Genomic DNA, 26,172 nt, shown 5'->3' with positions numbered 1-26,172 from the left:
TCATGGGAAAGATGTTCTTCATCGACCTTACCCGGTGTACCGCCTGCCGCGGCTGCCAGATAGCCTGCAAGCAGTGGAAGAACCTGCCCGCCGAGGAAACCCGCAACACCGGTTCGCACCAGAACCCGCCGGACCTCTCGTACGTCACCCTTAAAACGGTGCGCTTCGAGGAAGGGGTGTTCGACAAGAAGCTGGACTGGCTGTTCTTTCCCGAACAGTGCCGCCACTGCGTCGAGCCCCCCTGCAAGGGCCAGGCAGACGTGGACCTGGAAGGCGCGGTGCTGAAGGATGAACAGACCGGGGCCGTCATCTTCACCGAGCTCACCGCCAAGGTGGACGGCGAGATGGTGCGTTCCGCCTGCCCGTACGACATCCCGCGCCGCGACGAGGCCACCGGCCTGCTGTCCAAGTGCGACATGTGCAACGACCGCGTGCAGAACGGCCTGCTGCCCGCCTGCGTGAAGACTTGCCCCACAGGGTGCATGAACTTCGGCGACGAGGCGGCAATGACCGAACTGGCCAACAAGCGTCTGGCCGAGGTGAAGAAGAAGCACCCCAACGCCGTCCTGGGCGACCCCAACGACGTGCGTGTGGTGTACCTGTTCCAGCGTGACCCGAAGAGCTACTTCGAGCACGCCGTGGCCGAGCTGGAATCCGGCCCGCTCACCCGCAAGCAGCTGTTCGCCAGGCTGTTCCGGGCGCGCGCGTAACGTAGACTGACAACACAACCCGGCCCGCCGCGCCGCGTTTTCGACAGCGCGCGGCGGGCCGATGTTTTCCCATCATCCCTGCCTCCTTGGGCGCGGAGCGGTTTCCCGCCTGCTTCGCGCCGGGCGGTGCCCGTAGGTCATGCACGTGGCGATTGGCTGTGTACATGGCGCCGGGCAGCGCACAAGGTGGTAGCCCGCGCCGTCCGTGCGCCCGCGTTCCCGTGTGGGAAATGCGGGCGGGCGGACGGCGCTCCTTTTTGTCGCCCCGGCTTGTGCCGGAACCGGGGCAACGCTAGGATGGAATGCAAAGGAACGACACGCGGAACAGCGCGCGGAAGCGGGCGGACTGATCACACTGGCCGCATCAGCCATACGGAGGACGCCGTGAAGGCAGTGAGCATCATCGGGTTCAAGAATTCGGGCAAGACCACCTGTACCGCGTTGCTGGCCGATGCGCTGGAGGCGCGCGGCCTGACCGTTGCCGTGGCAAAGCATACCCACCACAACCTGGACAAGGCGGAAACCGACACCGCACGGCTGATGAAGCCGGGGCGCACGGTCATCGGCATTGCCGAGGGCGAATGCGCGGTGTTCTGGTCTACCCGGCGGCATCTTGCCGACCTGCTGCCGCTGGTGCGGGCCGACGTGCTGCTGGTTGAAGGCGGCAAGAGCCTGGGCTGGCTGCCGCGCGTGCTGTGCCTGCGCGAGGCGGGCGAGGCCCAGGCCCTGGACAGGGGGCTGGCGCTGGCCACCTTCGGCGCGGTGGGCGCGCCGGAACTGCCCCGGTTCGACGCGGGCAGCGTGGACGCACTGGCGGAACTGGTGGCCGAGCAGGGCTTTGTGTTGCCGGGGCTGGACTGCGGGGCCTGCGGCCAGCAGGACTGTGCCGGGTTTGCCCGCATGGTGGTGGCGCATCAGGCCGTGCCGGGCGACTGCTGTTCCGTGGACGGGCCGCTGACGGTGGCGGTGAACGGGCACCAGTTGGGACTGAATCCCTTTGTGGCGCGCATCGTTTCCGGCGCGTTGAAGGGTATGCTGGCGGAACTGAAGGGCTATTCGCCGGGCGCGGAAGTGGTCATCCGCCTTGCGGAGTAGGAATTGCCGCAAAAGCATGTGGCCACTTCTGCCGGAAGTAGTGGAGAGTGCGCTCTAACATTGTGCAATAGCTAAATAAAAAAATCACAAAAACCTGCGGCGAAATGCTGGACTCCTGTCGGGAACTCGACTAAGCAGGAATTGTGTCTGGTTGGTTGCACAGTCTGTGTTTCAGCCGGACCCACGCCGCAGCAACTGCCGCGACCGGCCATGGGCCGGGATGGGTGCCCTGTCGCACCCATGCATGGAGAGACGAGAGTACCCACGTCCCCAACGGCGGGCCGCCGCCCTGCCGGGGGCGATTTGAGAGACGAGAACAACGGGGCCATTGCTCCCGGCCCCGCCGATCATGCCTGTTCGGTTCTCCCTCTTGCCCTGCGGGGCCAGGGACGCCCACACCCCTGGCCCCACCCTCTCCTCCCTGTTGCCGCCTTTCTGCACGGTACGAATTTCCACATCGCCTGCCTCCACACGGCGAATCCGCCCTTGCACGGTCCGGTGAGTCGGCAGTCCCGGATCGATAGCGACAGGCGGTGCGCGTCCGCCGCTTCCCGGTTCCGCTCCGGCGGAACAGGCGAGACGACGCAGGACAGGCCCGGTGCCCCGTGCACCGGGCCTGTTGCCTTTTCTGCTCCCTGACAATCCCGCGCCAGCCGCCCGGTATTGTCCCCATCCCCTCTTGCCGTTGCATCCGGCCCCTGGCAGTGCCGCGCGTGCCACCGCATTTCGTGCCGACTTGCACGCGTTGCCTGGTGGCCGCGTGGCATGGCAGGTATGCATTTTGTTCCTTGCTATCCTTTTGGGTACAATGAAACAAAATGGTGCGTACTTGAGTAAAATGCGTCAGCTGCTATTTCGTCATGTACATGTCTGCCGGGTTCGCGCCATCGCCGCGCGGAGTTCCGGCATCGCCCGCTCCGGGCAAGGCGCACCATGGCGAACAGGAGGCAGGAACATGATAGGAAGACGCAGGTTCATGCAGGGGGCCCTGCTGGCGGTGGCGGGTGCCGCGCTGGGCAAAGCCGTGCCCCCGGCCATGGCGGCGCCCGTGCCCAGGGTGGGGCGGCAGGCGCCCGGCTATTTTCGCATGCTGCTGGGCGACGTGGAGGTTACCGCGTTGTATGACGGCGGGGTGGGCATCCCGTCGAAGTTTCTGCACGGCGCGCCGGAGGCCGAGGTGAACAGGCTGCTGGACGACGCCTATGTCGACCCGCAGGCGGGCATACCCACCGCCATCAACGCGTTTCTCGTCAACACCGGGCGCAACCTGATCCTTGTCGATACCGGTGTAGGCGCCTACTTCGGCGACAAGGCCGGGCTGCTGCCTCAGAGTCTGGCGGAGGCAGGGTATCGGCCCGAACAGGTGGACACCGTGCTGCTCACCCACCTGCATTCCGACCATGCCCTGGGGTTGGTGGACGGATCGGGCAAGCCCCTGTTCACCGGTGCCGAGGTGCGCGTGCACGAGGCGGAAGTGGCCTACTGGCTCAGCGCCGGTGCGGAGAACCGTGTCACCGAGGGGCAGCGTGTCGTGTTGCCCGCGCTGCGTGCCGCCGTGGAGCCGTACCGTGCCGCAGGGACGCTGCGCCCCTTCAGGGCGGGCGAAACGACAGTGCCCGGGGTGGCGGCGGAACCCATCCTGGGCCATACGCCGGGGCACTACGGGTTTCGCATCGGATCGGGCGGCGCCAGCCTGCTGTGCTGGGGCGACGTGGTGCACTGCATGGATGTGCAGTTTCCCCGCCCGGGGGTGACCATCGACTTCGACGCGGACCAGGCCAAGGCCTTTCCCGCGCGCGAAAAGGTCATGGCCCGCGCCGCCCGCGAGCGGCACTGGGTGGCCGGGGCGCACTTGCCGTTTCCGGGCATCGGTCGGCTGCGGGCGAGGGATGGCGGCTATTCGTGGCTGCCCGCCACGTATGCGGCGCTGCCCGCGGGGTAGGCTTTGCAAGGGCGGGGCTCGCATGCGGCAGGCGCGATACTCCGCAAGATGAACGGGGCATGACCGGGAGTTTCCGGCCATGCCCCATGTGCATGCAGAAGGCGCGAATCCGTGGCGGTCAGCGCTTGCTGCCGTCCATCTGCTGGATGATCGTGCGCAGCCGCTGGACCATCATGGCCAGGGCGCGCACCGCCTCGCTGGCCGCCTCCATGCCTTGTGCCGATTCGGTGGCCACGTCGTTGACCTCGGTGACGGCCCGGCTGATCTGGTCCGACGCGGCGGACTGCTCTTCGCTGGCGGCGGCGATGGACTGTACCTGCCCGGCGGTGTTGTCCGCGAATTCCACGATGCGCCGCAGCGCCCCGCCCGATTCGTCGGCCAGCCCGGTGGCGTCGGCCACGGCCTGGGTGGCCGTATCCATGTTGTTCACGTTGCGCTGGGCCGCCGTCTGGATGGCCGAGATGCGCGTTTCCACTTCCTTGGTGGCGTTGGTGGTCTTTTCGGCCAGCTTGCGCACTTCGTCCGCGACGACCGCAAAGCCGCGTCCGGCGTCACCGGCGCGGGCCGCCTCGATGGCGGCGTTCAACGCCAGCAGGTTGGTCTGGTCGGCGATTTCGTTGATGACGTTGATGACCTCGCCGATGGATTCGGCGTCGCGCCCCAGCGACTGCATGTCGGTGCGCAGGCGGGTGGCGATTTCATGCACGCGCGAGATGGACCGCCCGGCGTTTTCCACCACCTGCGCGCCCTTCTGGGCTTCTTCGCGGGTGGACCTGGAGGCGTCTGCGGCCAGGGTGGCGTTGCGGGCGATCTCCATGACCGTGGCGTTCATCTGATCCATGGCGGTGGCCGTCTCGGCCATGCGGGCACGCTGCACCTCGGCCCCGGCGCTGACCTGCTGGGTCTGGGCGGCCAGTTCCTGCGAGGCGTCGGTCAGGTCGCCCGCGATGGCGGCGGCCTCTGCGGCCACGCGGCGCATGGTGTCCACCAGCGCGTTCACTTCCTGCTCGCGCGTGGTGGCCGCCTGCATGGCGGCGCGGGCCTGCTCGGCCTGGTGGCGCGCCTCGTCGCCCTTGGCGGAGCAGTCGTGCAGGGTTTCCTTCAGCCTGCCGACCATGGCCGTCAGGTCGTCGCGCAGCAGGCCGAATTCGCCCGCCATGCTGCCGCTGGCCGTGGCGTCCAGCCTGCCTGCCGCCACCTCGCGCGAGAAGGCCTGCAACGCGGCCAGCGAACGGGTGATGCCCGAAATCACGGCCAGCACGAACAGGGTGATCAGCACGCCCATGCCCGCCTCGATGACCGTGTTCACCGTCTTGACCAGGCCGGAGATGTCGTCGGCCTTGTCTTCATACGCCTTGCGGATGTCGGCCAGGGCCGGTTCCACGGCGCGGCCCGCCTGGATCATGGCGTCGGTTTCGGCCACCGTGCGGAACACTTCGTCCAGCGAGGCGTTGTAGCGGGAAAGGGCGGAACGCCCCTTGTCGCACATGGCGGCGTTGCCGGGGTCCGCCGCCGCGATGCGCTGCAACAGCGAATCCACGGTGCCGATGTGCTTGCGGGTCTTGTCGGCCCACTGCATTTCCTTGCGCATGAGAAAGTTCTTTTCCTGGCGGCGGGCCTGCAACAGCTCGGTGTTGGCGTCCACGGCCAGGGCGCGCAGTTCCAGGGCCCGTTCGACCTTGGCCGAGCCCACCCAACTGGCGGTCACGATGGCGGCCAGAGCCACGAGAACGGAAGCGAGCAGCAGATACAGTCTGGTCTTGATCCCCATGAATGTGCTCCCTTTGGGAAACGACGGCGGTGGCGACACGGTCCCCAGTGGTGTGCGCTCGCGCTGCGTCGGTTCATGGTCAGAGAGTCAGCAAGCTTCGTTCCATAATTCACATGGCTAGGTTGGCTTGTTATTTCGGTGTATTAATTTGCCTATGCAAGGTCATGCTTGCTCCGGGGCACGGAATGGGATAGCGCTGTGAAAAGTTTTGCAACATTATGCACCAGCTGTGTTGCGCACCGTTGCACAATGCAGCGGATATGAGGCGGGCGGGCAGGGTGAACCGGGAAGCCGACCTGGCCCCGCGCATGCCGCGCATGCCGCGCATGTCGGACATGCCGGGCAGGGCAGATAGGCCGGACATGCCGGGCAGGGCGGGCAAGGGGAGCAGGAATGGCCGAAGGAACGACGCAGGACATGGCCGCAACGCTGGGACCGTTGCTGCAGGGGCTGTTCGAGCAGCCGGTGGCGGCGCGCACCCTGCTGGACCGCATTCCCCTGCCGCTGGCGCTGGTTTCCGCCGAGCGGCGGGTGGTGTTCCTGAACCAGGCGGCCTGCGCCCTCACGGCCATGTCGCGCGAGCGGGCCCGGAACCTGCCGTGCCGCTACGTGTTCCGGTGCAGCCTGTGCACCGGGGGCTGCCCGCTGGACGTGGTGGACAAGTCGCCTGCGGCTGCCGTGGCCCCGGTGGCGCGCGAGGCGGACATCGTCAACGCCGACCGGGCGCGCATTCCCGTTCGGGTGACCTGCGGCGCGCTGACCGCCCCCGACGGCAGCCGGGTGGGCTACTTCGAGACGCTGGAAGATTTGCGCCTGTTCCGTCCGGTGGAGGCCCGGCCCGAGTGGCCGCAAGGGTTCGGCGACATGCTGGGGCACAGCCCCGAGATGGAGCGGGTGTTCCGGCTGCTGCCGGGTATCGCCCAGACGGATTCCTCCGTGCTGGTCACCGGAGAAACGGGCACAGGCAAGGATCTGCTGGCCGAGGCGCTGCACAATGCCTCCAACCGGGCCAAGGGGCCGTTCGTCAAGGTGAACTGCGGCGCCCTGCCGGAAAGCCTGCTGGAATCGGAATTGTTCGGCCATCAGAAGGGCGCCTTTACCGGGGCGTCGGAAAACAAGCCCGGTCGCTTCCGGCTGGCCCACAACGGCACGCTGTTTCTCACCGAGGTGGGCGACCTGCCCCTACCATTGCAGGTCAAGCTGCTGACCTTCCTGGACGACAAGGTCATCCATCCGTTGGGCTCCACGCGCGGGGTGCACGTGGATGTGCGCATCATGGCCGCCACCCACCGCGACCTGCGGCGCATGGTGCGCGAGGGGCGCTTTCGCGAGGATCTGTTGTACCGCCTGAACGTGGTGCGCTTTCACCTGCCCCCCCTGCGCGAGCGCGGCGACGACATTGCCCTGTTTCTGGCGCACTATCTCAAGGTGTACGCGGGCATGTTCGGCAAGCGGCTGGCCGGTTTCACCCCGGCGGCGGAACGGGTGCTGCAGCAACACGCCTACCCCGGCAACGTGCGTGAATTGCGCAACATTGTGGAATATTGCGTCAACGTGTGCCAGGAAACCCACGTGGATCTGCCGCATCTGCCTCGCTACCTGCTGGAGGAAGGCGGAGAATCCGAGGCGTCGGATTGGGGCGGCGCATACGCTGGCCTGCGGGCGGGGCAGGGAGTGCCGATGGTGGGGGCGCAGACCCCGCCTGGCGGCGGGCGGGGCTGGCCGGCTTCCGGCACTGCGGATGCGGGCCAGCCTGGCCGCTCCGATTGCCCCGCCCCTCTCGGCGCGCCCGGTTCCGCCGTGAGCCATGACCGGAAAGTTCCCCCGACCGAGGCCTCCCAGGGGGATGCCACGTGGGCCGAGGCGGAGCGCCGCCTGATCATGGAGGCGCTGGTGCGGGCGCGCGGGCGGCGCGGCGCGGCGGCCACGGCGTTGGGCTGGGCGCGAACCACATTGTGGCGCAAGATGCGCCAGTACGGGTTGGACCAATGAGCAGCAACGACAACGGCATGGCGCCATCCAGGGCGGCCCGGCGGGGAGGCGCGCGCGGCAACGTGCTGGTGGCCCTGCACCGCGACGCGGTGGCGCCCCGTTTCGACAAGGCCACCGAGGCGTGGCTGGGGCGCATCGACAGCGAGGGCGGGCTGGCGCGTTCGCGCACCATGGTGCTGGCCAATGCCTCGGCCGAGGAACTGTGCCGGATCATCCTGACGGAAAATGTCACCACCGTGGTCTGCTGCGGCATCGAGCAGGAATTCCACGACTACCTCACCTGGAAGCGCATCACCGTGCTGGATGGCGTGGTGGGGGGGCGTGACGCGATCATCGGGGCGCTGCTGGCCGATACCCTGAAGGCCGATGCCGTGCTCGGCGGGGTGTAACGGCTGACGGGCGACAGGCCTTGATTTCCGGAGGCGGGTGCCGCCGCCAGCGGGGCGCTGCCGACCACTTTTCATTGCCGCGCTGCCGTTGTCTGTCGTGGCTCCTTCTTTTTTTCCAGCCTCCTTCCTCCCTTCCTCCCTTTTTTTTGCCGAGAGCATGTCCGACCCCGGCGTACCCAGGGGGGGCGCGGCTGTGCCTTGTCCGTGGCGGAGTGCCGTTGCCCGTGGCGATTCCCCCCTCCGGGGGCCGGTGTTTGCGCTGCAAAATGTTGCATTATGATGCAGCGGCTGCGTGTTGCCGCGTGCACCGGTTGAATTTCGGCCAACACTGCCGGTGCTTCCATTCGGCAACATGCTGCAACCATGAAGTAACGACTTCTGGAACAGACATTGCTACCATTTTCACGAAGCACTGTTGCCGGGGCGTGTAAGCACTGCTTCCGGGCGCCATTCCCCACCCGGCGCAAGCGATGCCCGGTCAGGATGGGATTGAACGGTGCAGGGCGGGGCGCTTGTTCCCGTGCATCGCGGCGGGGCAACGGACTGGTGCGGCAACAGTCAACGCACTAACGGGATAACGATACAGGGACCGGTGCACCATGTGGATGACCTCGGTGCTGGTGTTCGATACAGATACCGCCTTCGCCCGGCATGTGGCCGAATTGCTGGGTGGCGGCGGCAGTGCCTGCGTGGTGGCGGCGGAGCCGGACGATGCCCGCCGCCTGCTGGCCACCGGCGGCTTCAGCGTGTTCCTGTTCGGCTGCGCCGAAGGCCCGCCCTGCCCGCTGGGGTTGCTGGACTCGGCGCGGCGGCTGGCCCCGCACATGGGGGTGATCCTGATGGTCCGCCCCGACCAGGTGCGGCTGTCCATCCAGTGCATGAAGCGCGGAATCGACGATGACATCCTGATCCCCTTCGACATGGATTCCATGTTGCGCAAGGTGGCCTCGGTGGCGCAGCGCCGCCGCCTGGCCCCCCCTTCGCAGCCGGTGGCGGGGCAGGGCGTGCCCGGTTCGCGGGATGCGTCCTGACGGTGCGATGCGCGCCGGTCATGCCGTTGGGGAATGCCGGAGATAGGCTGGAGTGTGCGCCGGAGTGTGCGCCGGAGTGTGCGAAGGTACCGCCGCCGTGGTCGGGGGCGGGCGCGTCGGCATGTGGCGGTGCGTTGCCTGGGCGCCGATGCGCTGCCGCATGGGTGGCGCTGCGATGCATGGGGGTATAGGCTCGCAAATGATGGCGGGGGAACATGTTTTCTTGCATTCGCTTGCGTCTGCGGGGCCTGCGGCGTAGGGTGTGGTGCCCCGTATCGCCGTGCAGCACAGGAGAATGCAACGAAATATGAACCCTCGTGTACTTGCGGACCTTAGGAAATTTCTGAAAGTTGCCGATCATATTCCCGGCCGGTTGCGGCTCAAGGTGGACCTTGCCGTCCTGCGGCATCCGGCCGCGGCGCAACTGCGCGCCCTGACGCCGGATACATGGCCGGGGCTGCGCGGAACACGGTTCGACGTGTTCTCCTCCACGCTTACGCTGGACTACGATCCGGCGGTGTTGCCGGGTGAACTGTTCGACGATCTGCTGGCAACGCCAGATGACGAACGGGCCGTGCAGCTTGCGGTCAGGTTGTGCGGGGGCACGTCAGCCTGACGGCAACGTGAAAATCATGTCGCGCATGCGGGGGCATGACTAGGCTGGTCAGGCAGTATCGTGCCGCCTGACCAGAGCGGGGTTGGGTTGGACAAGGGGCCGGATGGGGGATTCCCTGTTCGAAGGCGTCCGCCGAAGGCCGTTGCCGGGTGCGTCCTCACGTGGCGCCCGCCGATGCATTCGGCGGATACATTCGGTGGATGCGTTCGGGCAGCCCCGGCCCGACGGCGTTCCGGGTGGTGATACGGCCGCCCCGCGATGCCGTGACGTCAACGTTCCGGACGGGAGAAACACATGACGCTCGCCAAAAAGCTGATTCTGGGTTTCGGCCTTGTACTCGTACTGCTGGTTGCCATGGGAGGCATTTCCTACAAGGCGCTGTCGGACGCCACGTTCGGCTTCACGGACTACCGCCGCACGGCACGCGGCTCGCTCATGAGCGGGGGCATTCTGGCGGACATGCTGCGGATGCGCCTGGGCGTGTTCAGCTACATGAATTCCTCGTCCGAAGCTGCGCTGCGTTCATACGAGGAAGCCCGCGCGGACCTGGCCAAAGGGCTGGACGAGGCGGACAAGTCCATCAAGAACCCGGAGCGCCGCAAGCAACTGGCCATAGTGGCCGAGGCGTTCACCCAGTATGGCGAGGGGGTGGTCGAACTGCAGAAGTTCAACCAGGCACGCCATGCCGAAATCGATGCCCTGAACACCATGGGGCCGCAGCGTGTGCAGGCTCTTTCCCAACTGGCGGAGGCGGCCCAGCGCGAAGGGGACACGGTGGGGGCCGCCCGGGCGGAAGCGGTCATTCGCGCCATGCTGGAACTGCGGGTGATCGTGGTCAAAATGATGGCCGACACCGACGTCAAATGGCTGGAGCGGGCCAAGCAGGAGTCCGTGGTGGTGGGTGAGGCCTTCAGCCGGCTTGTTGCCGACGTGCGCAACCCGGCGCTGCGCGACAAGGCGCGTGAACTGTACCAGCAGCGCACCGACTATTTTTCCGCATTCGAGCGCATGTCCGCCGCGGCCCTGAAGCGCGACGCGATATTCTTCGAACGCCTGTCCAAGCTCGGGCCGGCCATCGCCCAGGCCTGCGATGCCATCCAGAACAGCTACGAGGCGGAACAGCGCGAAATCGGCCCCCGCGTGCAGGCATCCAACGATCAGGCGCAACTGTTGACCGGCGTCCTTGCCGTGGTGGCCGTGGCGGCGGGTGTGGCCATTGCCTGGCTGCTGATCCGGGTGGTCATGGCTCAACTGGGGGCGGACCCTGCCGCCCTGGCCTCCGTTACCCGGCGCATCGCCGCGGGCGATCTGGACGTGTCGTTCAACGCGGGCAGCGGCAAACTGCGCGGCGTGTACGCCGACATGAAGGACATGGTGGACGGCCTTGTCTCGGTGATCACCGAGGTGCGCTCCGGCGCCGAAAACGTGGCTTCCGGCAGCGAGGAACTTTCCGCCTCGGCCGAAACCCTGTCGCAGGGGGCCACGGAGCAGGCCGCGTCCATTGAAGAGATATCCTCGTCCATGGAAGAAATGGCGGCCAACATCCGCCAGAACATGGAAAACGCCCGCCAGACGGAAACCATCGCCATGCAGGCCGCGACCGATGCGGAAGGCGGCGGCAAGGCCGTGGGCGATACCGTGGGCGCCATGCGCGAGATCGCGGCCAAGATTTCCATCATCGAGGAAATCGCCCGCCAGACCAACCTGCTGGCCCTGAACGCGGCCATCGAGGCTGCCCGCGCCGGTGAACACGGCAAGGGCTTTGCCGTGGTGGCCGCAGAAGTGCGCAAACTGGCGGAACGCAGCGGCCAGGCCGCCGCCGAGATCAGCGATCTGTCGTCGTCCAGCGTGGCCGTGGCCGAACATGCCGGCGAAATGCTGACCAAGATGGTGCCGGGCATCCGCCGCACCGCCGAACTGGTGCAGGAAATCGCCGCCGCCAGCAACGAGCAGAACGTGGGCGCGGAACAGGTCAACAAGGCCATTGCCCAACTCGACCAGGTCATCCAGCAGAATGCTTCCGCCTCGGAAGAAATGGCGTCCACGTCCGAAGAACTGTCCAGCCAGGCCGAGCAGTTGCAGGCCACCGTCTCGCGCTTCCGCGTGGCGGCGCTGGACGACGGCATGGTGCGCGCACCGCGTCGGGCGCAGCCCAAGGCGGCGTCCCGCGCCGTTGCGGGCCAGGCCCCGCGCAAGGCGGTGTCCGGCAAGGGCGGCAACATCGCACTGGACATGGATTCCGATGCGGATGACAGTGAGTTCGAGCGCTTCTAGCGCTGGCCAGCTTCGGGAGGCAGCATGTACGAGAGCAGCCAGTATCTGACCTTCACCCTTGGCGAAGAGGTGTTCGCGCTGGACATCGGCACCGTGCGCGAGGTGCTTGAACTGACCGCCATCACGCGCATACCGCGTACGCCGGAATTCATGCGCGGGGTCATCAACCTGCGCGGGCGCGCCGTGCCCGTGCTGGAGTTGCGCCGCAAGTTCGGCATGGAGCCGACGACCGACACGGTGAACACCTGCATCATCATCGTCGAGGCCGAACTCGAGGGCGAGGCCGCCGTCATCGGCACGCTGGTGGATTCGGTGCGCGAGGTCATAGAGATTCCGTCCGACGCCATAGAGCCAGCCCCGCGCATGGGCACCGCCGTGCGGCAGGACTTCATCAAGGGCATGGGGCACCGCAACGACGGCTTCGTGATCATCCTGGATGGCAACCGCATCTTCTCGGTGGAAGAACTGGCCGCCACCGGGGCCGCCATCGGCGGCGTACCCCTGGCGGGCGACGGCGGCATGCCAGCCGCCGCCATGGCTGGCGGCGAAGGCCCGCCCTCGTAGCACGCGGACACGCCGCAGGCGTAACGTACACGACATCCGCAACGGGCCGGGCGCATGCGTCCGGCCCGTTTTCGTATGGCGCCGGGGGCCTTGCGTCGTCCCGGTGTTCCGGGTAGCCTTGCGACACTGGCCGTTGCCCGCCGCGATTTCCTGCGTTGTGGGCCCGGCCCGCAACAGGCGGCATGCCGCCGCAGGAGTCCGCAACCGGTGAGCGCCCCAGACGCCCCAGACGCCACGCAACCCGCCAGCCCCGGCGCGGCGCCCCGTTCCGGACGCGCCCGTGCCCGCAAGGCCGCATGCGTGCCCGGCAGGGCCGCAGGGTCGGGTGCGGGCGACCTTGACCTTGCCGAGGCCCCGGTATGTCAGCAGCATTGCGAGCATGCCGACGTCATCGCGCGGGTACGCGCCCGCATGGCCCCGGACGAGGACATGGCCGAACTGGCCGCCACCTTCCGGTTGCTGGGCGACCGCACCAGAGTGCGCATTCTCGAGGCGCTGGCCGGTGACGAGTTGTGCGTGTGCGACCTGGCCGCCGTGGTGGGGCACAGCCAGTCCGCCGTTTCCCACCAGTTGCGCCTGCTGCGCGCGGCCAAGCTGGTGCGGGTGCGCCGCGACGGCAAGAACGCCTTCTACTCCCTGGACGACGACCACGTGCTGCACCTGTTCCGCCAGGCGCTGGACCACGTGCAGGAAAGCCGCTGACCGGCGGCGCAAGGAGCGTTTCACATGTCCCGCCTGTCCTGTCTGTCCTGCCTGGCTGGGCTACGGCCCATGATTGCGCGCATGCGCGGGGCTGCCCTGCGTGTGACCGCCTGCCTTGCGCTGTGCTGCGGCCTTGCCGCGCTGCCCGTGCCCACGCAGTATCGGGCGGCGACCGCCCAAACGGCCCAACTCGCGTTGTCCGCGTTGTCCGCGTTGCCCGCGTTGTCCGTTCTTCCCGGTGAGGCCCGGGCGGAAATGGCCGTGGGCCAGACCATCTACGTGCCGGTGTATTCCTCGGTGGTCTATGGCAATCGGGGCCGCACCCTGAACATCACCACCATGCTTTCGGTGCGCAACACCGACCAGCGCGTGCCCATCACCCTGATGGAGGTGCGCTACGTGGACGAACAGGGCAAGACGGTGCGCAGCTACCTGGAAAGCCCCCGCCAGTTGCCGCCGCTGGGTTCCGCCCAGTTCGTGGTGGAAGAATCGGACACCCTGGGCGGTTCCGGCCCCGCATTCATCGTGGTGTGGCGCGCCGCCGGACCGGTGTCGCAACCCCTGGCCCAGGGGGTGATGATCGGCACCGTGTCGTCGCAGGGCATCTCGTTCATTACGGAGGGGAAGGTCATCGGCGGCGTGAAATAGTCCCTCTTGCGACGTGCCAGCAGCTTTCGCGGTTTTGCGGCTGAGACAGATAGATATTCAAGGTGTAACGCGCGGTCCTTCGGGGCCGCGCGTTTTTTGTCCGCTCATGACGCCCGACCGGTTGCATTGCCCGCCGGACCACATCCGGCGCGGATTTTCGTTGACAGGGGGGGCATGTTCGGGTGAATTGGTTCAACCAGTGAATGGTTGTACCAATTCTGCAATCCGTTCGCACACCCCACTGCCCGGGAGGGCCGTTGCGTGAAAGCGCAGATGACCCCCGCCTTCAAGCCCGCGCGCCGCATCCGCCTGCACGAGGAAATCGTGGGGCAGATCCGCGACCTCATCGAGAAGGGCGAACTGAAATCCGGCGACAAGCTGCCCCCCGAACGCCGTCTGGCCGAACTGTTCGGGGTCTCGCGCCATTGCGTGCGCGAGGCCATCCGCTCGCTGGAGCAGCAGCGCATCGTCACCAGCCGCCTTGGCGACGGCACCTACGTGCTGGACGACACGGAAGAAACGCTCATCGAGCCGCTGGCCGCCATCATCGAGCAGCGCCGCGCCAAGCTGCGCGAGGTGCTGGAATTCCGTCGCCTGCTGGAACCGCAGATCGCCGCGCTGGCCGCGGCCCACGTCAGCGACGGCGACCTTGCGGCCCTGCGCCGCGCCCTGGATGCCCAGATCGCCGAGATAGGCGGCGGCAACACCGGGTCCGACGCCGACGTGGAATTCCACATGATCATCGCCCGCGCCACCCGCAACACGGTGGTGCAGGAAGTGCTGACGCGCCTGCACGACATCCTTACCGACAGCCGCGATTTCACCCTGCAGACCGAAGACCGCCGCCAGTGGGCCGTCGAGACCCACGCCAACATTCTCGCCGCCATGGAGGCGCGCGACCCCCAGGCGGCCTTTCGCGCCATGCACGAACATATTCTGCACGTCGAGGAAATTGCCCTCGAATGGTCGGGGGAATGACCCCCCATGAGCAACCACGCATGACCACGCAGGCGGCAAGACCACTCACCGCGCGTTCCGGTGTCTCGGGCGCGCATCACGCCAACGACGCCCAGGGCGAACCGCGCCCGGTGCGGGCCCGGCCCGCGCCGCCCATGTTCGCCTGGCAACGGAGGGACATGATGAAGGAAGTTCGCGACAAGGCACGCCAACTGATGAAGGGCTACTGTCGGGTCTGCCCGGTGTGCAACGGCAAGGCCTGCTCGGGCGAGGTGCCCGGCATGGGCGGCCTGGGCACCGGCGCAACCTTTGGCGCCAACCTTGATGCCCTGGCCGCCGTGCGCCTGAACATGCGCCTGGTGCACGACGTGAAGGAGCCCGACACCTCCACCACCGTGTGTGGCATCGCCCTGGACATGCCCGTGCTGGCAGCGCCCATCGGCGGCGTATCCTTCAACATGGGCGGCGGCGTGAGCGAAGAAGACTACGCGGCCGCCGTGGTGAGCGGCTGCGCCGAACGCGGCATCATCGGCGGCACCGGCGACGGCGTGCCCCCGTTCATCATCGACGCGGGCTTCGCGGCCATCACAGGCGCGGGCGGACGGGGCATCCCGTTCATCAAGCCGTGGGATGGCGCGGAACTGGACGAAAAGATCGACCGGGCGATGGAACTGGGCTGCCCGGCCATCGGCATGGACATCGACGCGGCGGGTCTCGTCACCCTGCGCAAGATGGGCCGCCCCGTGGGCCCCAAGACCCCGGCGGAACTTTCGCGCATCGTGTCCAAGGTCAAGGCCAGGGGCATGGCGTTCATCCTCAAGGGCATCATGACCACCATCGACGCCAGCCTGGCCGTCGAGGTGGGCGCTGACGGCATCGTGGTGTCCAACCACGGGGGCCGCGTGCTCGACCATGCCCCCGGCACCGCCGAGGTGCTGCCCGAAATCGCCGACGCGGTGAAGGGGCGCATCGCCATCCTGGCCGACGGCGGCGTGCGCGACGGTGTGGACGTGTTCAAGATGCTGGCCCTGGGGGCCGACGCCGTGATGCTGGGCCGCCCCTTCTCCATTGCCGCCGTGGGCGGCCTGAAGGACGGGGTGGTCATGCTGGTGGATACCATCAAGGGCCAGCTGGTGCAGGCCATGGTGCTGACCGGCAGCGCCAATGTGGCGTCCATTGGCCGCCATGCCCTGCGCATGTAGTTGCACATGGCGTTTTCGCATGTTGGCGCGCCAACATGCGAGCATCCGCATGTGCAATCCTGACGGATATCCGGTCCGGCGGCTGCCTGAGCAGGCTGCCGCCGGACCATCACCCCGATGTCCGGCAACCCGGTGTCCGGCGGCACGCCGCGCGCCATGGCCGGAACCACGCGGGCCGCGCACTGCCCGCAACGCGGAGAACCAGACATGCTTCTTTCCCTCGCGGTCTATCTGATTCTCGGCGCCCTGGCGGGCGTTCTTGCCGGGCTGCTCGGCGTGGGCGGCGGGCTGGTCATCGTGCCCATGCTCAATTTCGCGTTCGAATGGCAGTCCATTCCGAACGAGCATCTGCAGCATCTGGCGTTGGGCACGTCCATGGCCAGCATCATGTTCACCTCCATCTCCAGCTTCCGGGCACACCACAAGCGCGGGGCCGTGCTGTGGAACGTGGTGTGGCGCATCACCCCCGGCATCATCACCGGCACGCTCATCGGCACGTGGGTGGTGGCCCAGCTTTCCACGAATTTCCTCAAGGGCTTCTTCGTCTGCTTCCTGTACTGGGTGGCGGCGCAGATGCTGCTGGACATCAAGCCCAAGGCCTCGCGCGAACTGCCCGGCGCCATGGGCATGTTCGGCATGGGCAACGTCATCGGCGGGGTGTCCAGCCTCGTGGGCATCGGCGGCGGTACGCTGTCGGTGCCGTTCATGGCCTGGTGCAACGTGGCCATGCACACGGCCATCGGCACCTCCGCCGCCATCGGCTTTCCCATCGCGGTGTCCGGCACCGTGGGCTACATAGTTAACGGGCTGGCTACCCAGGGCCTGCCCGCGAACACCTTCGGGTTCGTTTACCTCCCCGCCCTGGTCGGCATTGTCTGCGCCAGCGTGCTGACGGCTCCACTGGGAGCCCGGCTGGCGCACAACCTGCCGGTCGCGCGGCTGAAGCGCATCTTTGCCGTGCTGCTCATCGTTGTGGCCACGCGCATGCTGCTGAAGCTGCTGTAGACGACGCTCTCTCCTACCGAAGGTATTCTCACGCACGGCCCCCGGCGCCCCCACGCCGGGGGCTGCTGCGTTTGCGGCCCACCGCGCACGCCGTGCGATTCCGTACGGCGGAACCGATGGAATGGGCAGGGCAGGAGCACAAACGGAGCAGAGGGTTGCATTCGCAGGGCGGGGCATATAGAGGGGCTGAATGCCCGCGCATCTTTACAAAACTTTACATTTGCTCCGCGACGGTGCTGGCTGCATTTCCGCCCTGGCTCCAGGCCCGGCTCCAGGCATGGCGCCATGCCTGGCAAGGAAAGGCGGCATGGTCACCCGGGGGGGCGCCCCGAGGATGCCCGTGCCACATGTCCTGGCCGCGTGTGCATTGGCCGTGTGCCTGCTGCTGCCCGGCCCCATCGTCCACGCGGCGGGCAGCACCCTGGGGCAGGATGCCGATGCCGTGCAGCAGTTCATTCGCACCGGCGCGCAGCTTGCGGATGCCTATGGCGAAGGCCCGGTGTGTGATCGCATCGTCCGGGACATGGACAGCGTGCGGGGCGTGCGCCGGGCGTCCGAGGCGGCCATGAAACGGCTGCTGCTGGTGGAGAACGACCCCAAGCAGGAAATGCTGCGCAGTGCGTTTCGCCGGGCCAACGAATCCGCCTCGCGGCTGGAACGTACCCTGGACGGTGGTGGGGCGATCTGTCGTCAGGGGGGCGATGCACGCGTCGACTCCACCGGCTTTCGCCTGCGCCTGGAAAACGAGGCGCTGTTCATGGCCGAGAATGGCCGCACCCTGTGCCGCACCCTGCGCACCGAAGTGCCCGGCCTGGTCTGGCCCGACTGCGACCGCCCCTGACCTTCGGACACGCCGACCCGTTCCAGCCTTCCCCGTCTTTCCCTCATCGCCTGCGCCCGGCCGACGCTGCCCCATCGCCTCCCTGCATGCGGCTCCTGTCCCGCTGCCGTCCCGCTGTCTATGGCGCGCCATTCGTGGTATATCTTTTCATCTTTGCCGGGTGCGCCAAGGATCTTGCCGTAGCGGTGTGCGGTGGTCTTCGTAATGTCATGCTGATGTAACATGTTGAATTTGAAAATGATCATCGCATGACGTCGGACGTCGCATGACGTGCCGCAGCAGGCGGCGGACGGCGTTTCCGTTGCATTTGATCCAGGCCGCACCCTTGCCCGCGCGCCGCATCCGGGGTAGAGGCACGGCCAACGCGCCCCCGGTCTGATGGTCTGACGGTCTCGACGGTACGCGGAGGACTGGGCTGGATTGGCCCGAATCTGGCTGAATCGGGCTGAGCTGGGCGCGCCTGCCGCATGGCGGGGCGCGCCCCTGTTTTTTTCATGTCGGCCGTGTGCGTTCAGGCACCGGGCCGGGCAGGGAGGTTTGCATGTTCACCCGCAAGGAACTGGCCTATTCCGTCCGCTGGAACCTGCTGCTGCTCACCGTGGGGTCGGCGCTGTTTGCCCTTGGGGCGCAGGGCATCGTGGCCCGGCACGGGTTTCTTACCGGCGGCATCTATGGCATCGCGCTGCTTTCCTGGTACCACACCCACCTGCTGTCTCCGGCGGCCTGGTACCTGCTGTGCAACATCCCGCTGTTCGCGTTGGGCTGGCTGCACGTGGGGCGGCGTTTTCTGCTCTACAGCCTGTACGGCATGCTGGCCACCTCGCTGTTCGCGGAAGTGTTTCAGGGGGTGGACCTTGGCGTGCACGACCAGTTGTACGCCGCCGTGGCCTCCGGGGTCATTTGCGGGGCAGGGGGCGGCATCATGCTGCGGTCGCTGGGGTCCGGCGGCGGGCTGGACGTGGCGGCCATCATCCTGCATCGGCGCCTGGGGCTCGGCATCGGACGGTTCGGCTTCTGCTTCAACGCGGTGCTGTTCACCGCCAGCCTCGTCTCCATGCCCGTGGACACGGTGATCGCCTCGCTGATCCAGGTATTCATCGCGGCGGTGACGATGGAATACGTGCTGGCCCTGTTCAACCAGCGCAAGGTGGTGTTCGTCATTTCCGAGCACAGCAGGCGCATCGGGCACGATCTGGTTTCCGAACTGGGACAGGGGGCAACCTTCCTGCAAGGGCGGGGCGGGTATTCCGGCGACGACCGGGAAATCGTCATGACCGTGACCAACAACGTACAACTGAAGCGCATGGAGGAACTGGTGTTTACCGTGGACCCCGAGGCGCTGTTCATCGTGGAAAACACCTTCACCGTGCTCGGTGGCCAGTTTGCCCGGAGAAAGGTGTACTGACGCAGGCTGTTGTGGCATACTGGCCGACACGCAAGCATCGTTTCGAGACCGCCTTGGGGGAGGCTGCATGACCGACCTTGTTCCGCGAGCCCCGTCGGTGCGCCGCTGCCCGGCGCGCACCGCGCGTCCCTTGCCCGACAGTCACGTATCCCGGTGCCGCTTTGCGCCGCGTGTCGCTGCACTGGTCGCCTGTCTGGCCATGGCGCTGTGCGCGCTGCTGGTTGCCGCCGTACCGCCCGCGCGGGCGCAGGATGCCCCTTCCCCCTCCGCATCGCCTGTTTCCGAGTCCCTCGCCGACCCTTCCGTCGATTCCCCGCCAGCCGCCCGCGCCGAGGACAGCGTGCCGGTGCTGCGCATTTCCGTGGACAACGGTCCCACGCATTTCCAGGTCAAGGCCCTGCGCCGCTTTGCGGATGACGTCCGGCAACGTCTGGCCGGGCGGCTGCGGGTGGAGGTGTACGACAGCGCCAGCCTGTACCGCGACCGCGACGTGTTGCAGGCGCTGAACCTTGGCCGCGTGGAAATGGCCCTGCCGGGCACGTGGGTGCTGCATTCCGTGGTGCCCGACTGCGGCGTGTTCATGCTGCCCGTCTTCTACGGCGCCCCGGCCCGTGCCAGCCTGGCCGTGGCCGATGGCCCGACGGGCCGCATCATCGATTCGCGCATCGAGCGCAACCTGCGCGTCACCGTGTTGGGTCGCTGGCTGGAACTGGGGCACGCCAACCTGTACCTGGTGGACCACGCCGTGCGGCGGCACGAAGACCTCGCGGGCCTGCGCATCCGGGTGGCGGGCGGCCCGGCCAACGAACTGCGTCTGGCGGCCATGGGCGCACGCCCCCTGGTGGTGCCCTGGCCCGACCTGCCGCACTGGCTGCAGGGCGGCAACCTGGACGGGCTGATGACCACCCACGAGACGGCGGTGTCCGGCCAGTTGTGGCGTTACGGGGTGACCCACGTGTTCGAGGACCGCGCCTATTTCGCCATGTACGTGCCGTTGGTCAGCCGGACGTTCTGGGAACGCCTGCCAGAGGACATGCGTGACGTGCTGCGCGACGCCTGGGAAGACCATGTGGACGAGGCGCGCGCCCAGGCCGCCGAGGCGCAGGCCGAGGCCCGCGATGAACTGCGTGCCCAGGGGCTGGCCTTCGCCGTGCCCGACGACGCCGTGCTGCGCCGCTGGCGCGAGCGGTTGCGCCTGGGCGAGCGCGAGGTGGTGGATTTCGTGGGGGTGGACCCCACGCTGTACGAAATCGCCAAAAGGGCGGCACGGCAGGCGGAGCAGAGCCCGCCGGAGTAGGGCGGCACCGCTCCCCGCCCGGTTCTGCCCGGTTCTGGTCCGGTTCTGGCCTGCCCTGGCCTGATCCTGTCTGATCCGGCATGATCCTGCCTGGTTGGGCCCGATTCAGGCGTGGTTCGGGCCTGCTCCCCGCACGATATCCAGACACAGTCAGGCACCCACAGGGAGGGTACATGCATCCGTTCCGCTCGCCTTCCGGCCGTCCGGCCACCGCGCGCCACCCGTTCCGACCGTTCCGTTCCGTCCCCTTGCTTCCCCGGTTCCTTCAGTCCCACCTGTTCCCTCTGTTCCGCATGGCGGCGCTTGTGCTGCTGGCCGTGCTGTGTCTGGGGCGGCCTGCCGCGGCCGTAGACGCGACGTTGCCCAAGCCCGCGTCACTCCCCTGGTCCGAGGTGGAAGCCGCCGCGCGCGGCACCACGGTGCGCTTTCACATGTACGGCGGCATGGCCACGGCCAACCGCTACGTGGATGGCTTCGTCGCGCCGGAACTGGCGCGCCGGTACGGCATCACCCTGGTGCGGGTGCCCATGGAGGCCCCGGTGTTCGTCAATCGGCTGCTGGCGGAGAAGTCGGCTGGCCGCGCCACGGGCAGCATGGACCTGTTGTGGATCAACGGCGAGAATTTTCGCAACGCCCGGCTGGGCGGCGTGTTGTGGGGGCCGTATGCCCCGGCCCTGCCCAACATGGCCCTGACCGACCCGGTGCAGAGCTCCACCGATTTCGGCTATCCCGTGGACGGCTATGAATCCCCCTATGGCCGCGCCCAGCTGGTGCTGGAATACGATACCGCCCGCATCCCCGAACCGCCGCGCACCATGGCCCAACTGGGCGAATGGGTGAAAGCCCACCCCGGACGGTTCACCTATCCCCAGCCGCCGGACTTCACCGGATCGGCCTTCATCCGCCAGGCCTTCTATGCCCTTACCGGGGGCCACGCACAGTACATGCGTCCGCTGGACAAGGACCTGCTGGGCCGCAAGGCGCCTGTCCTGTGGGGGTGGCTGCGCGACCTGGCCCCGCACCTGTGGCAGGCCGGACGCGCCTACCCCCGCGATGCCGCCGCGCTGGACGCGCTGTTCGCGCGGGGCGAGGTGGATTTTTCCGTCTCGTACCACCCGGCCCACGCCCAGGCGCTGATCGATGACGGCACCTACCCGGCCACCGTGCGCACCGTGGTCCTGGACGACGGGTCCATCTTCAACACCCATTTCGTGGCCATTCCCTTCAACGCACCCAACAAGGCGGGGGCCATGGTGGTTGCCAACTTCCTGCTGTCGCCCGAGGCGCAGCTGGCCAAGATGGACCCGGCCTGGTGGGGCGATTTTCCGGCCATCGAGGTGGGGCGTCTGCCCGAGGAATGGCGCGCGCGCTTCGCCGCCATGAAGATGGGCGAGGCAACCCTGTCACCCGACGTGCTGGCAAAACGCGCCGTGCCCGAGATTCCCGCCGACTGGCTGGAAGCGCTGGAACGCGGCTGGGACGCCGAAGTGCTGCGCAGGTAGCCCGCCGGTTCCGGTCCCGGGTTCGGGCCGGGTACCGGCGTGACAAGAGATGCCACCGGGGCCGCTTCCGAAGGGGGGCGGCCCTTGTATGTGGGGTTCCGTGGCGGGCGTAAGGGGGGAATGTAAAGGCAGGCAGAAGATATGGAAGGCGCTGATTAGTCGTGCCCGCCGTATTCGCGCGCATGCCAGGCGCGCAGCCCGCGAGGCTTGTCGCGCAGGTAGCCGGTCACCAGGTAGTCCAGCAGGTTGCGCGCGGCCCTGTCGGACAGCAGCAGCAGGGGGGTATCCGCTCCCTGTGCTTCAAGCAGCAGGAGGCTGGCGTCCTGGGTGCAGCAAAAACGCTGCCCGGGGCCGCGCGTGCGCAAGGCAAGGCACAGGTCGCACAGATCCTGCTCGCTCAGGGGCGAGAGAGCGGCAAGCCAGGACATGGCATCGGTGGTGGCGTTGGTATAATCGAACATGGCGTATTCCCCGGTGTATTGCGCGGCATGGGCCGCGTCAAGCTGTGCGGCCGCGCACCGCTGGCCCGGCGGGGAAAATATAAATGACCGGCGCGGGGTGCCCCTGCTAGACCAGTAGCGGCGTCGGCGCGAGCGCGCACGGCGCCAAGTTCGCAGAATGGGGTTCGCAACGTGAAGCATGACATTGACGGCCTATTGGGTAACGTGGGCAAGGAACTGACGGGCCTTTCCGTATCGCTGGACGGATTGGAACGCACACCGGACGGCGCGTACATCGTGCCTGCATCGGTGCTGCTGTCCATGGTTCATTCCGTGCAGCAGATACTTTCCCTGTGGAAGAAGGCCCACTCGACGTTCAGCATCGCCATGGCGTCGAGCGTCCTGTGCCGCGAAGAGGCGCTGAACACGTTGTTCGACGCCGCTGAGGACGGCACCGAACATTGATTCCGGTCGTCCTTCCCACAAGCAACCACGCTTCGCAGTACGAAGCCCGCAACCGGCGCGCCTGAACTGGCCAGGCGTGCCACTGAAAGCCGCAAAGGGCGGGAGCGCAAGCTCCCGCCCTTTGCGGCGTGGCGCAACGGCGTTGCGTGGCCAGGCCAGGGAAATGAGAAGGGCGGAAGCTTGCGCTCCCGCCCTTTCGTGAACAATGGGCCGTATGGACTACACGCAGCCGGTGGGCTTGGGCAGGCCGGCCATCTTGCAGGCGCCCTTGCCGGGGCCGGAGGGGAACAGTTCGTAGATCTCCTTCAGCTTGAAGCCGGTGTTCTTGGAGAGGATACGAACCATCGGGGCGATGCCGTTCTTCTTGTAGTAGTCCTGCAGGAAGTCGATGATCTTCTGGTGATCGGGGGTGATGTCCGCGATACCTTCGGATTCCTTCACGAATTCAACCCACTCGGTGCTCCAGTCATCAAAGCGAAGAAGGAAGCCGTCTTCATCGACTTCGAAGCTCTTGCCCTTGTAAGTGACTTCAGCCATGCGTGTCCTCCTTGGACAGGTTCTTGGCAGTGAAAGGGATGCACGACAAACGCCTGACCTTCGCATCGTGCGGCGATGCGCCGGCCGATGATAAGCAGCGATCCGCTGCCTCTATCCGAATGATGGTCGCCCATGGGCAGACTCTGCCCGCTGGATAAACCGCAGCCACCCGGCGTGTCAACGAGGCTCCCATGCGGGCGCTTCGCTGGTGAACCCGCAACGTACCCCGAAGGGGGACGCAAACACGGGTACCGGAGAACCGAATCGCGCGGGTTTTTCCGGGTTCCAGACATGCGGACGAGGCACAAGATGCCACAATGTCATGAAAAATTCAAGGCAGGCGTGGGTGTTTTTTCGGCAAGCATTACAGCCCCCTACAGGTGAGCGTGTAAACAGTTGCTCACCAGCCGCAACATGCCCGGCAGGATGGGCGCATTACGGGCCGTATGGGGTTTGCTATGTGGGGCAGGGTAAGTGATGCATGCCATGATGCATTTCCACTCCCCGGTGACAGGTGGCACTGTAGTGTGTTGTCGGAACTGTGTCAATGTATGTGAAATAATGCACTAGTCGTGAGTGGGCACAACATGCCGCATACAGTGGGGTACCTTTGCGAAGGCTGAAAATGGCAGTGGTGGGTTCGTTTTTGTTATCAGTCTGAAATAACAGTGTATTACGGTGCATTCAGGTCTTCTTGGCAAAGTCATTGTGAAATATGTCACAATTGGTGGACCGGTTCGGTCCGATACGTCGTGTGCGGCGCGTCCGGCACGCCGGCGCCGCCTTGTTCCGGCGTGTCGGTCTGGCGGAACGGGGCGGGCATACCCCTGCCAACCTTGACAGCCCCCACCCCCGTTGTTACCCGTTTGTGCTACTGCAAGAACTGCATCCTCATGATGCCGGAGCCTTCATGCCCAGCCTCGGACAGCGCGAAACCCAGGTGCTCGCCACCATCATCGAAAGCTACATCGCCTCGGCCTCGCCCGTGGGGTCTCGCGCCGTGGCCGAGCACTCCGGTCTGCATCTTTCCCCGGCCAGCATGCGCGCCACCATGTCCGACCTGACCGACCTCGGGTATCTGGAGCAGCCGCACACGTCCGCAGGAAGGGTGCCTACCGCGCGCGCCTTCAGGTTGTATGTGGACAGCCTGCTGCGACCGTTGCCGCTGGGCAGTGTCGAGCGGGAGGCCATAGCCGACGAGCTTTCGCGGCAGGAACTGGAGATTTCCGGCATCCTGCGCCGCGCCGCCAACCTGTTGTCCGGGCATGCCCGGCAACTGGGCATGGTGGTGGCCCCCAGCGAGGACGAGGCCCGCTGGCGCAGCATCGAATTCGCCCCGGCAGCCGAAGGGCTGGTGCTGGCCGTGCTGATGCTGGAAGGCGGCCTTGTGCGCACCCGCACCGTGCGCGTGGACGAGCGCTACGGGCAGGATGAACTGGTGCGCTTCGGCAACTATCTCAACGACCATTTCCGGGGGCTGTCCCTGTCCGAAGCGCGTGATCGCATCGGCCACGAACTGGCCCGCGCGGGGTCGCGGCTGGAAGAAATGTGCGTGCGCGCCCTGGCCCTGTCGCGCCGCGCCGTCGAACACATGGGTGACGACCGCGAACTCATCGTCAACGGCACGCTGAACATGCTGGAGCACGCGGAATTCACCGATGTGGGCCGCATGCGCGACCTTTTGGCCGCCATCGAGGAACGCTCTCGCCTGCTGGAACTTCTGGACCGCACCCTGTCCGAACGCGACGTGCGCATCACCTTCTGTCAGGACGTGGCCAACGGCGCGCCCGACGGGCTGCGCGGGTGCAGCGTGATCAGCGCCCCGTACGGTGGGGACGCGCCGCGCGGCGTGGTCAGCGTGGTGGGGCCGCTGCGCATGGACTACGCCAAGATCGTTCCGGTGGTGCAGTGCGTTTCGCGGGCGCTCACCCAACTGTTCAGCGAACGGTTTGCCGCAGCCCCTTCCCGACTGCCGTAATCCCGGCCATTTTCCGGACAGCGCCCGATACATGCGACCCGCCCCGGCGGGATATTTCAACGACGACGTCACGCTTCAGGATTTCAAGGAGATTCAGGAACATGCCCCCCAGCAATGTGTTCAAGGACAATGTGGAGATCAGCCCCGAGGCCGAGGCCCTGCGTACCGAGGCCGATGCCTCCTCGCGGAATCAGGCCGCTGCGGGTTCCGCCGTGGTGATCGACGATGACGGCCTGCGCGAACAGTGCGCCGCCCGTCTGTGTCCGGAATGTCCCGAGCGGGCCGAGGCCGACGAGCAGCGCCTGCGCGCCTTGGCGGAAATGGACAATTTCAAGAAGCGCTTGCAGCGCGAAAAGGACGACCAGGTGCGCTACGCCGCAGAAGTGGTGCTGGCGGACCTGCTGCCCACCCTGGACAACCTGGACCTGGCCCTGCAGTACGGGCGCGGCAACGCGGCCTGCAAGGACATGCTGATCGGCGTGGAGATGACCCAGAAGCTCTTGCTGGACGCGCTGAAGCGCCACGGCCTGGAACCCGTGGGCGAGGCGGGCGAACCGTTCAGCCCGGAAATTCACGAGGCCATCGGGGCCGAAGTGCGCCCCGACCTGCCGGAAAACACCGTGTGTGCGCTGATGCAGCGCGGCTATCGACTGAAGGAACGCCTGCTGCGGCCCGCCAAGGTCACCGTAAGCCGTACGGAATAGGCGTCCGGAATAGGCGCCCGGATAGCAAAGGGCACGCAATGCGGACATCAGGCGGCACGTCCCCCGGCGGGACGTGCCGCCTTCGCGTTTCCGCCGGGAAGGAAC

The 26,172-nt window shown here is 66.8% G+C and carries 23 protein-coding genes and 2 pseudogenes; 22 read left to right on the top strand and 3 right to left on the bottom strand.

The window, feature by feature from the left end; all coding sequences use genetic code 11:
• Nucleotides 1-2 precede the first annotated feature (2 nt).
• The 3 genes from DESTE_RS06455 to DESTE_RS06445 all read left to right on the top strand — a co-directional run bounded on the left by DESTE_RS06455 (nucleotide 3) and on the right by DESTE_RS06445 (nucleotide 3,747).
• Nucleotides 3-710: a 4Fe-4S dicluster domain-containing protein gene (locus DESTE_RS06455; RefSeq protein ID WP_035066189.1), complete on the top strand. Its 708-nt coding sequence runs from the start codon at nucleotides 3-5 to the stop codon at nucleotides 708-710.
• 363 nt (nucleotides 711-1,073) lie between these two features.
• Nucleotides 1,074-1,805, top strand: coding sequence for a molybdopterin-guanine dinucleotide biosynthesis protein MobB (locus tag DESTE_RS06450; protein WP_281172068.1), 732 nt, complete (start codon nucleotides 1,074-1,076; stop codon nucleotides 1,803-1,805).
• Between the two features lie 955 nt (nucleotides 1,806-2,760).
• Complete coding sequence (locus DESTE_RS06445) at nucleotides 2,761-3,747, top strand: MBL fold metallo-hydrolase (RefSeq protein ID WP_035066182.1); 987 nt, start codon at nucleotides 2,761-2,763, stop codon at nucleotides 3,745-3,747.
• Nucleotides 3,748-3,865: 118 nt separating this feature from the next.
• Here DESTE_RS06445 and DESTE_RS06440 read toward each other — a convergent pair whose 3' ends face one another.
• Nucleotides 3,866-5,518 (bottom strand): methyl-accepting chemotaxis protein, encoded by a 1,653-nt coding sequence (locus DESTE_RS06440; protein ID WP_035066179.1) that lies wholly within the window; start codon nucleotides 5,516-5,518, stop codon nucleotides 3,866-3,868.
• 393 nt (nucleotides 5,519-5,911) lie between these two features.
• Here DESTE_RS06440 and DESTE_RS06435 point away from each other — a divergent pair, with 393 nt between their 5' ends.
• The 16 genes and pseudogenes from DESTE_RS06435 (at nucleotide 5,912) to DESTE_RS06365 (ending at nucleotide 21,943) form a co-directional block, all read left to right on the top strand.
• Complete coding sequence (locus tag DESTE_RS06435) at nucleotides 5,912-7,510, top strand: sigma-54 interaction domain-containing protein (RefSeq protein WP_051384352.1); 1,599 nt, start codon at nucleotides 5,912-5,914, stop codon at nucleotides 7,508-7,510.
• Nucleotides 7,507-7,899: a hypothetical protein gene (locus DESTE_RS06430; RefSeq protein ID WP_051384351.1), complete on the top strand. Its 393-nt coding sequence runs from the start codon at nucleotides 7,507-7,509 to the stop codon at nucleotides 7,897-7,899. The genes DESTE_RS06435 and DESTE_RS06430 overlap by 4 nt, the downstream gene beginning before the upstream one ends.
• Nucleotides 7,900-8,498: 599 nt before the next feature.
• Complete coding sequence (locus DESTE_RS06425) at nucleotides 8,499-8,930, top strand: DNA-binding transcriptional response regulator (protein WP_035066177.1); 432 nt, start codon at nucleotides 8,499-8,501, stop codon at nucleotides 8,928-8,930.
• A 307-nt stretch (nucleotides 8,931-9,237) separates the two neighbouring features.
• Entirely contained in the window at nucleotides 9,238-9,546 is a 309-nt protein-coding gene (locus DESTE_RS06420; protein ID WP_035066176.1) for a hypothetical protein, read from the top strand.
• 294 nt (nucleotides 9,547-9,840) lie between these two features.
• A pseudogene (locus tag DESTE_RS18675) lies at nucleotides 9,841-10,233 on the top strand (CHASE3 domain-containing protein); the annotation flags it as partial.
• Between the two features lie 705 nt (nucleotides 10,234-10,938).
• Nucleotides 10,939-11,820, top strand: a pseudogene (locus DESTE_RS18670) (methyl-accepting chemotaxis protein); the annotation flags it as partial.
• 24 nt (nucleotides 11,821-11,844) lie between these two features.
• Entirely contained in the window at nucleotides 11,845-12,384 is a 540-nt protein-coding gene (locus tag DESTE_RS06410; protein WP_035066172.1) for a chemotaxis protein CheW, read from the top strand.
• Nucleotides 12,385-12,774: 390 nt separating this feature from the next.
• Entirely contained in the window at nucleotides 12,775-13,086 is a 312-nt protein-coding gene (locus tag DESTE_RS06405) for an ArsR/SmtB family transcription factor (RefSeq protein WP_245590904.1), read from the top strand.
• 24 nt (nucleotides 13,087-13,110) lie between these two features.
• Entirely contained in the window at nucleotides 13,111-13,734 is a 624-nt protein-coding gene (locus tag DESTE_RS06400) for a DUF3124 domain-containing protein (RefSeq protein ID WP_084559382.1), read from the top strand.
• A gap of 261 nt (nucleotides 13,735-13,995) precedes the next feature.
• Complete coding sequence (locus DESTE_RS06395; protein ID WP_035066168.1) at nucleotides 13,996-14,712, top strand: FadR/GntR family transcriptional regulator; 717 nt, start codon at nucleotides 13,996-13,998, stop codon at nucleotides 14,710-14,712.
• 161 nt (nucleotides 14,713-14,873) lie between these two features.
• Nucleotides 14,874-15,893: an alpha-hydroxy-acid oxidizing protein gene (locus DESTE_RS06390; protein ID WP_035066166.1), complete on the top strand. Its 1,020-nt coding sequence runs from the start codon at nucleotides 14,874-14,876 to the stop codon at nucleotides 15,891-15,893.
• 207 nt (nucleotides 15,894-16,100) lie between these two features.
• Nucleotides 16,101-16,898, top strand: a complete 798-nt coding sequence (locus DESTE_RS06385) for a sulfite exporter TauE/SafE family protein (protein WP_035069880.1) — start codon at nucleotides 16,101-16,103, stop codon at nucleotides 16,896-16,898.
• A gap of 340 nt (nucleotides 16,899-17,238) precedes the next feature.
• Complete coding sequence (locus tag DESTE_RS06380) at nucleotides 17,239-17,739, top strand: hypothetical protein (protein ID WP_245590760.1); 501 nt, start codon at nucleotides 17,239-17,241, stop codon at nucleotides 17,737-17,739.
• A 541-nt stretch (nucleotides 17,740-18,280) separates the two neighbouring features.
• Nucleotides 18,281-19,144: a YitT family protein gene (locus DESTE_RS06375; protein WP_035066160.1), complete on the top strand. Its 864-nt coding sequence runs from the start codon at nucleotides 18,281-18,283 to the stop codon at nucleotides 19,142-19,144.
• Between the two features lie 67 nt (nucleotides 19,145-19,211).
• Nucleotides 19,212-20,441, top strand: a complete 1,230-nt coding sequence (gene dctP, locus DESTE_RS06370; RefSeq protein ID WP_084559381.1) for a TRAP transporter substrate-binding protein DctP — start codon at nucleotides 19,212-19,214, stop codon at nucleotides 20,439-20,441.
• Nucleotides 20,442-20,614: 173 nt separating this feature from the next.
• Nucleotides 20,615-21,943, top strand: a complete 1,329-nt coding sequence (locus tag DESTE_RS06365; protein WP_035066156.1) for an ABC transporter substrate-binding protein — start codon at nucleotides 20,615-20,617, stop codon at nucleotides 21,941-21,943.
• 155 nt (nucleotides 21,944-22,098) lie between these two features.
• Here the strand turns inward: DESTE_RS06365 and DESTE_RS06360 are convergent, their stop codons facing one another.
• Entirely contained in the window at nucleotides 22,099-22,404 is a 306-nt protein-coding gene (locus DESTE_RS06360) for a hypothetical protein (RefSeq protein WP_035066152.1), read from the bottom strand.
• 171 nt (nucleotides 22,405-22,575) lie between these two features.
• On the opposite strand from DESTE_RS06360, the gene DESTE_RS06355 reads away from it, so the two are divergent.
• Nucleotides 22,576-22,848 (top strand): hypothetical protein, encoded by a 273-nt coding sequence (locus tag DESTE_RS06355; RefSeq protein WP_035066149.1) that lies wholly within the window; start codon nucleotides 22,576-22,578, stop codon nucleotides 22,846-22,848.
• A 219-nt stretch (nucleotides 22,849-23,067) separates the two neighbouring features.
• Here DESTE_RS06355 and DESTE_RS06350 read toward each other — a convergent pair whose 3' ends face one another.
• The gene (locus tag DESTE_RS06350) at nucleotides 23,068-23,385 is read right to left on the bottom strand and encodes a TusE/DsrC/DsvC family sulfur relay protein (RefSeq protein ID WP_007523442.1); all 318 of its coding nucleotides are present in this window, start codon (nucleotides 23,383-23,385) and stop codon (nucleotides 23,068-23,070) included.
• 910 nt (nucleotides 23,386-24,295) lie between these two features.
• Between DESTE_RS06350 and hrcA the strand changes: the two genes are divergently transcribed.
• Both hrcA and DESTE_RS06340 read left to right on the top strand, forming a co-directional pair.
• Complete coding sequence (gene hrcA, locus DESTE_RS06345) at nucleotides 24,296-25,363, top strand: heat-inducible transcriptional repressor HrcA (protein WP_035066146.1); 1,068 nt, start codon at nucleotides 24,296-24,298, stop codon at nucleotides 25,361-25,363.
• A 101-nt stretch (nucleotides 25,364-25,464) separates the two neighbouring features.
• Nucleotides 25,465-26,067 carry a nucleotide exchange factor GrpE gene (locus DESTE_RS06340; protein ID WP_035066143.1) on the top strand — a complete coding sequence of 201 codons (603 nt, stop codon included), beginning with the start codon at nucleotides 25,465-25,467 and terminating at the stop codon, nucleotides 26,065-26,067.
• Nucleotides 26,068-26,172 lie beyond the last annotated feature (105 nt).

The sequence above is a fragment of the Nitratidesulfovibrio termitidis HI1 genome (genome assembly GCF_000504305.1).
Taxonomy (GTDB): Bacteria; Desulfobacterota; Desulfovibrionia; order Desulfovibrionales; family Desulfovibrionaceae; genus Cupidesulfovibrio; species Cupidesulfovibrio termitidis.
Note: the sequence above shows the minus strand (reverse complement) of the source record. Positions and strands in the feature narration are given on the sequence as shown.

Coding starts and splice junctions, on each gene's coding strand:
- DESTE_RS06340 (WP_035066143.1), top strand. CDS start 25,465: ATGCCCCCCAGCAATGTGTTCAAGGACAATGTGGAGATCAGCCCCGAG.
- DESTE_RS06400 (WP_084559382.1), top strand. CDS start 13,111: ATGTCCCGCCTGTCCTGTCTGTCCTGCCTGGCTGGGCTACGGCCCATG.
- DESTE_RS06375 (WP_035066160.1), top strand. CDS start 18,281: ATGTTCACCCGCAAGGAACTGGCCTATTCCGTCCGCTGGAACCTGCTG.
- DESTE_RS06455 (WP_035066189.1), top strand. CDS start 3: ATGGGAAAGATGTTCTTCATCGACCTTACCCGGTGTACCGCCTGCCGC.
- DESTE_RS06365 (WP_035066156.1), top strand. CDS start 20,615: ATGCATCCGTTCCGCTCGCCTTCCGGCCGTCCGGCCACCGCGCGCCAC.
- DESTE_RS06440 (WP_035066179.1), bottom strand. CDS start 5,518: ATGGGGATCAAGACCAGACTGTATCTGCTGCTCGCTTCCGTTCTCGTG.
- DESTE_RS06420 (WP_035066176.1), top strand. CDS start 9,238: ATGAACCCTCGTGTACTTGCGGACCTTAGGAAATTTCTGAAAGTTGCC.
- dctP (WP_084559381.1), top strand. CDS start 19,212: ATGACCGACCTTGTTCCGCGAGCCCCGTCGGTGCGCCGCTGCCCGGCG.
- hrcA (WP_035066146.1), top strand. CDS start 24,296: ATGCCCAGCCTCGGACAGCGCGAAACCCAGGTGCTCGCCACCATCATC.
- DESTE_RS06445 (WP_035066182.1), top strand. CDS start 2,761: ATGATAGGAAGACGCAGGTTCATGCAGGGGGCCCTGCTGGCGGTGGCG.
- DESTE_RS06435 (WP_051384352.1), top strand. CDS start 5,912: ATGGCCGAAGGAACGACGCAGGACATGGCCGCAACGCTGGGACCGTTG.
- DESTE_RS06385 (WP_035069880.1), top strand. CDS start 16,101: ATGCTTCTTTCCCTCGCGGTCTATCTGATTCTCGGCGCCCTGGCGGGC.
- DESTE_RS06410 (WP_035066172.1), top strand. CDS start 11,845: ATGTACGAGAGCAGCCAGTATCTGACCTTCACCCTTGGCGAAGAGGTG.
- DESTE_RS06425 (WP_035066177.1), top strand. CDS start 8,499: ATGTGGATGACCTCGGTGCTGGTGTTCGATACAGATACCGCCTTCGCC.
- DESTE_RS06390 (WP_035066166.1), top strand. CDS start 14,874: ATGAAGGAAGTTCGCGACAAGGCACGCCAACTGATGAAGGGCTACTGT.
- DESTE_RS06360 (WP_035066152.1), bottom strand. CDS start 22,404: ATGTTCGATTATACCAACGCCACCACCGATGCCATGTCCTGGCTTGCC.
- DESTE_RS06350 (WP_007523442.1), bottom strand. CDS start 23,385: ATGGCTGAAGTCACTTACAAGGGCAAGAGCTTCGAAGTCGATGAAGAC.
- DESTE_RS06430 (WP_051384351.1), top strand. CDS start 7,507: ATGAGCAGCAACGACAACGGCATGGCGCCATCCAGGGCGGCCCGGCGG.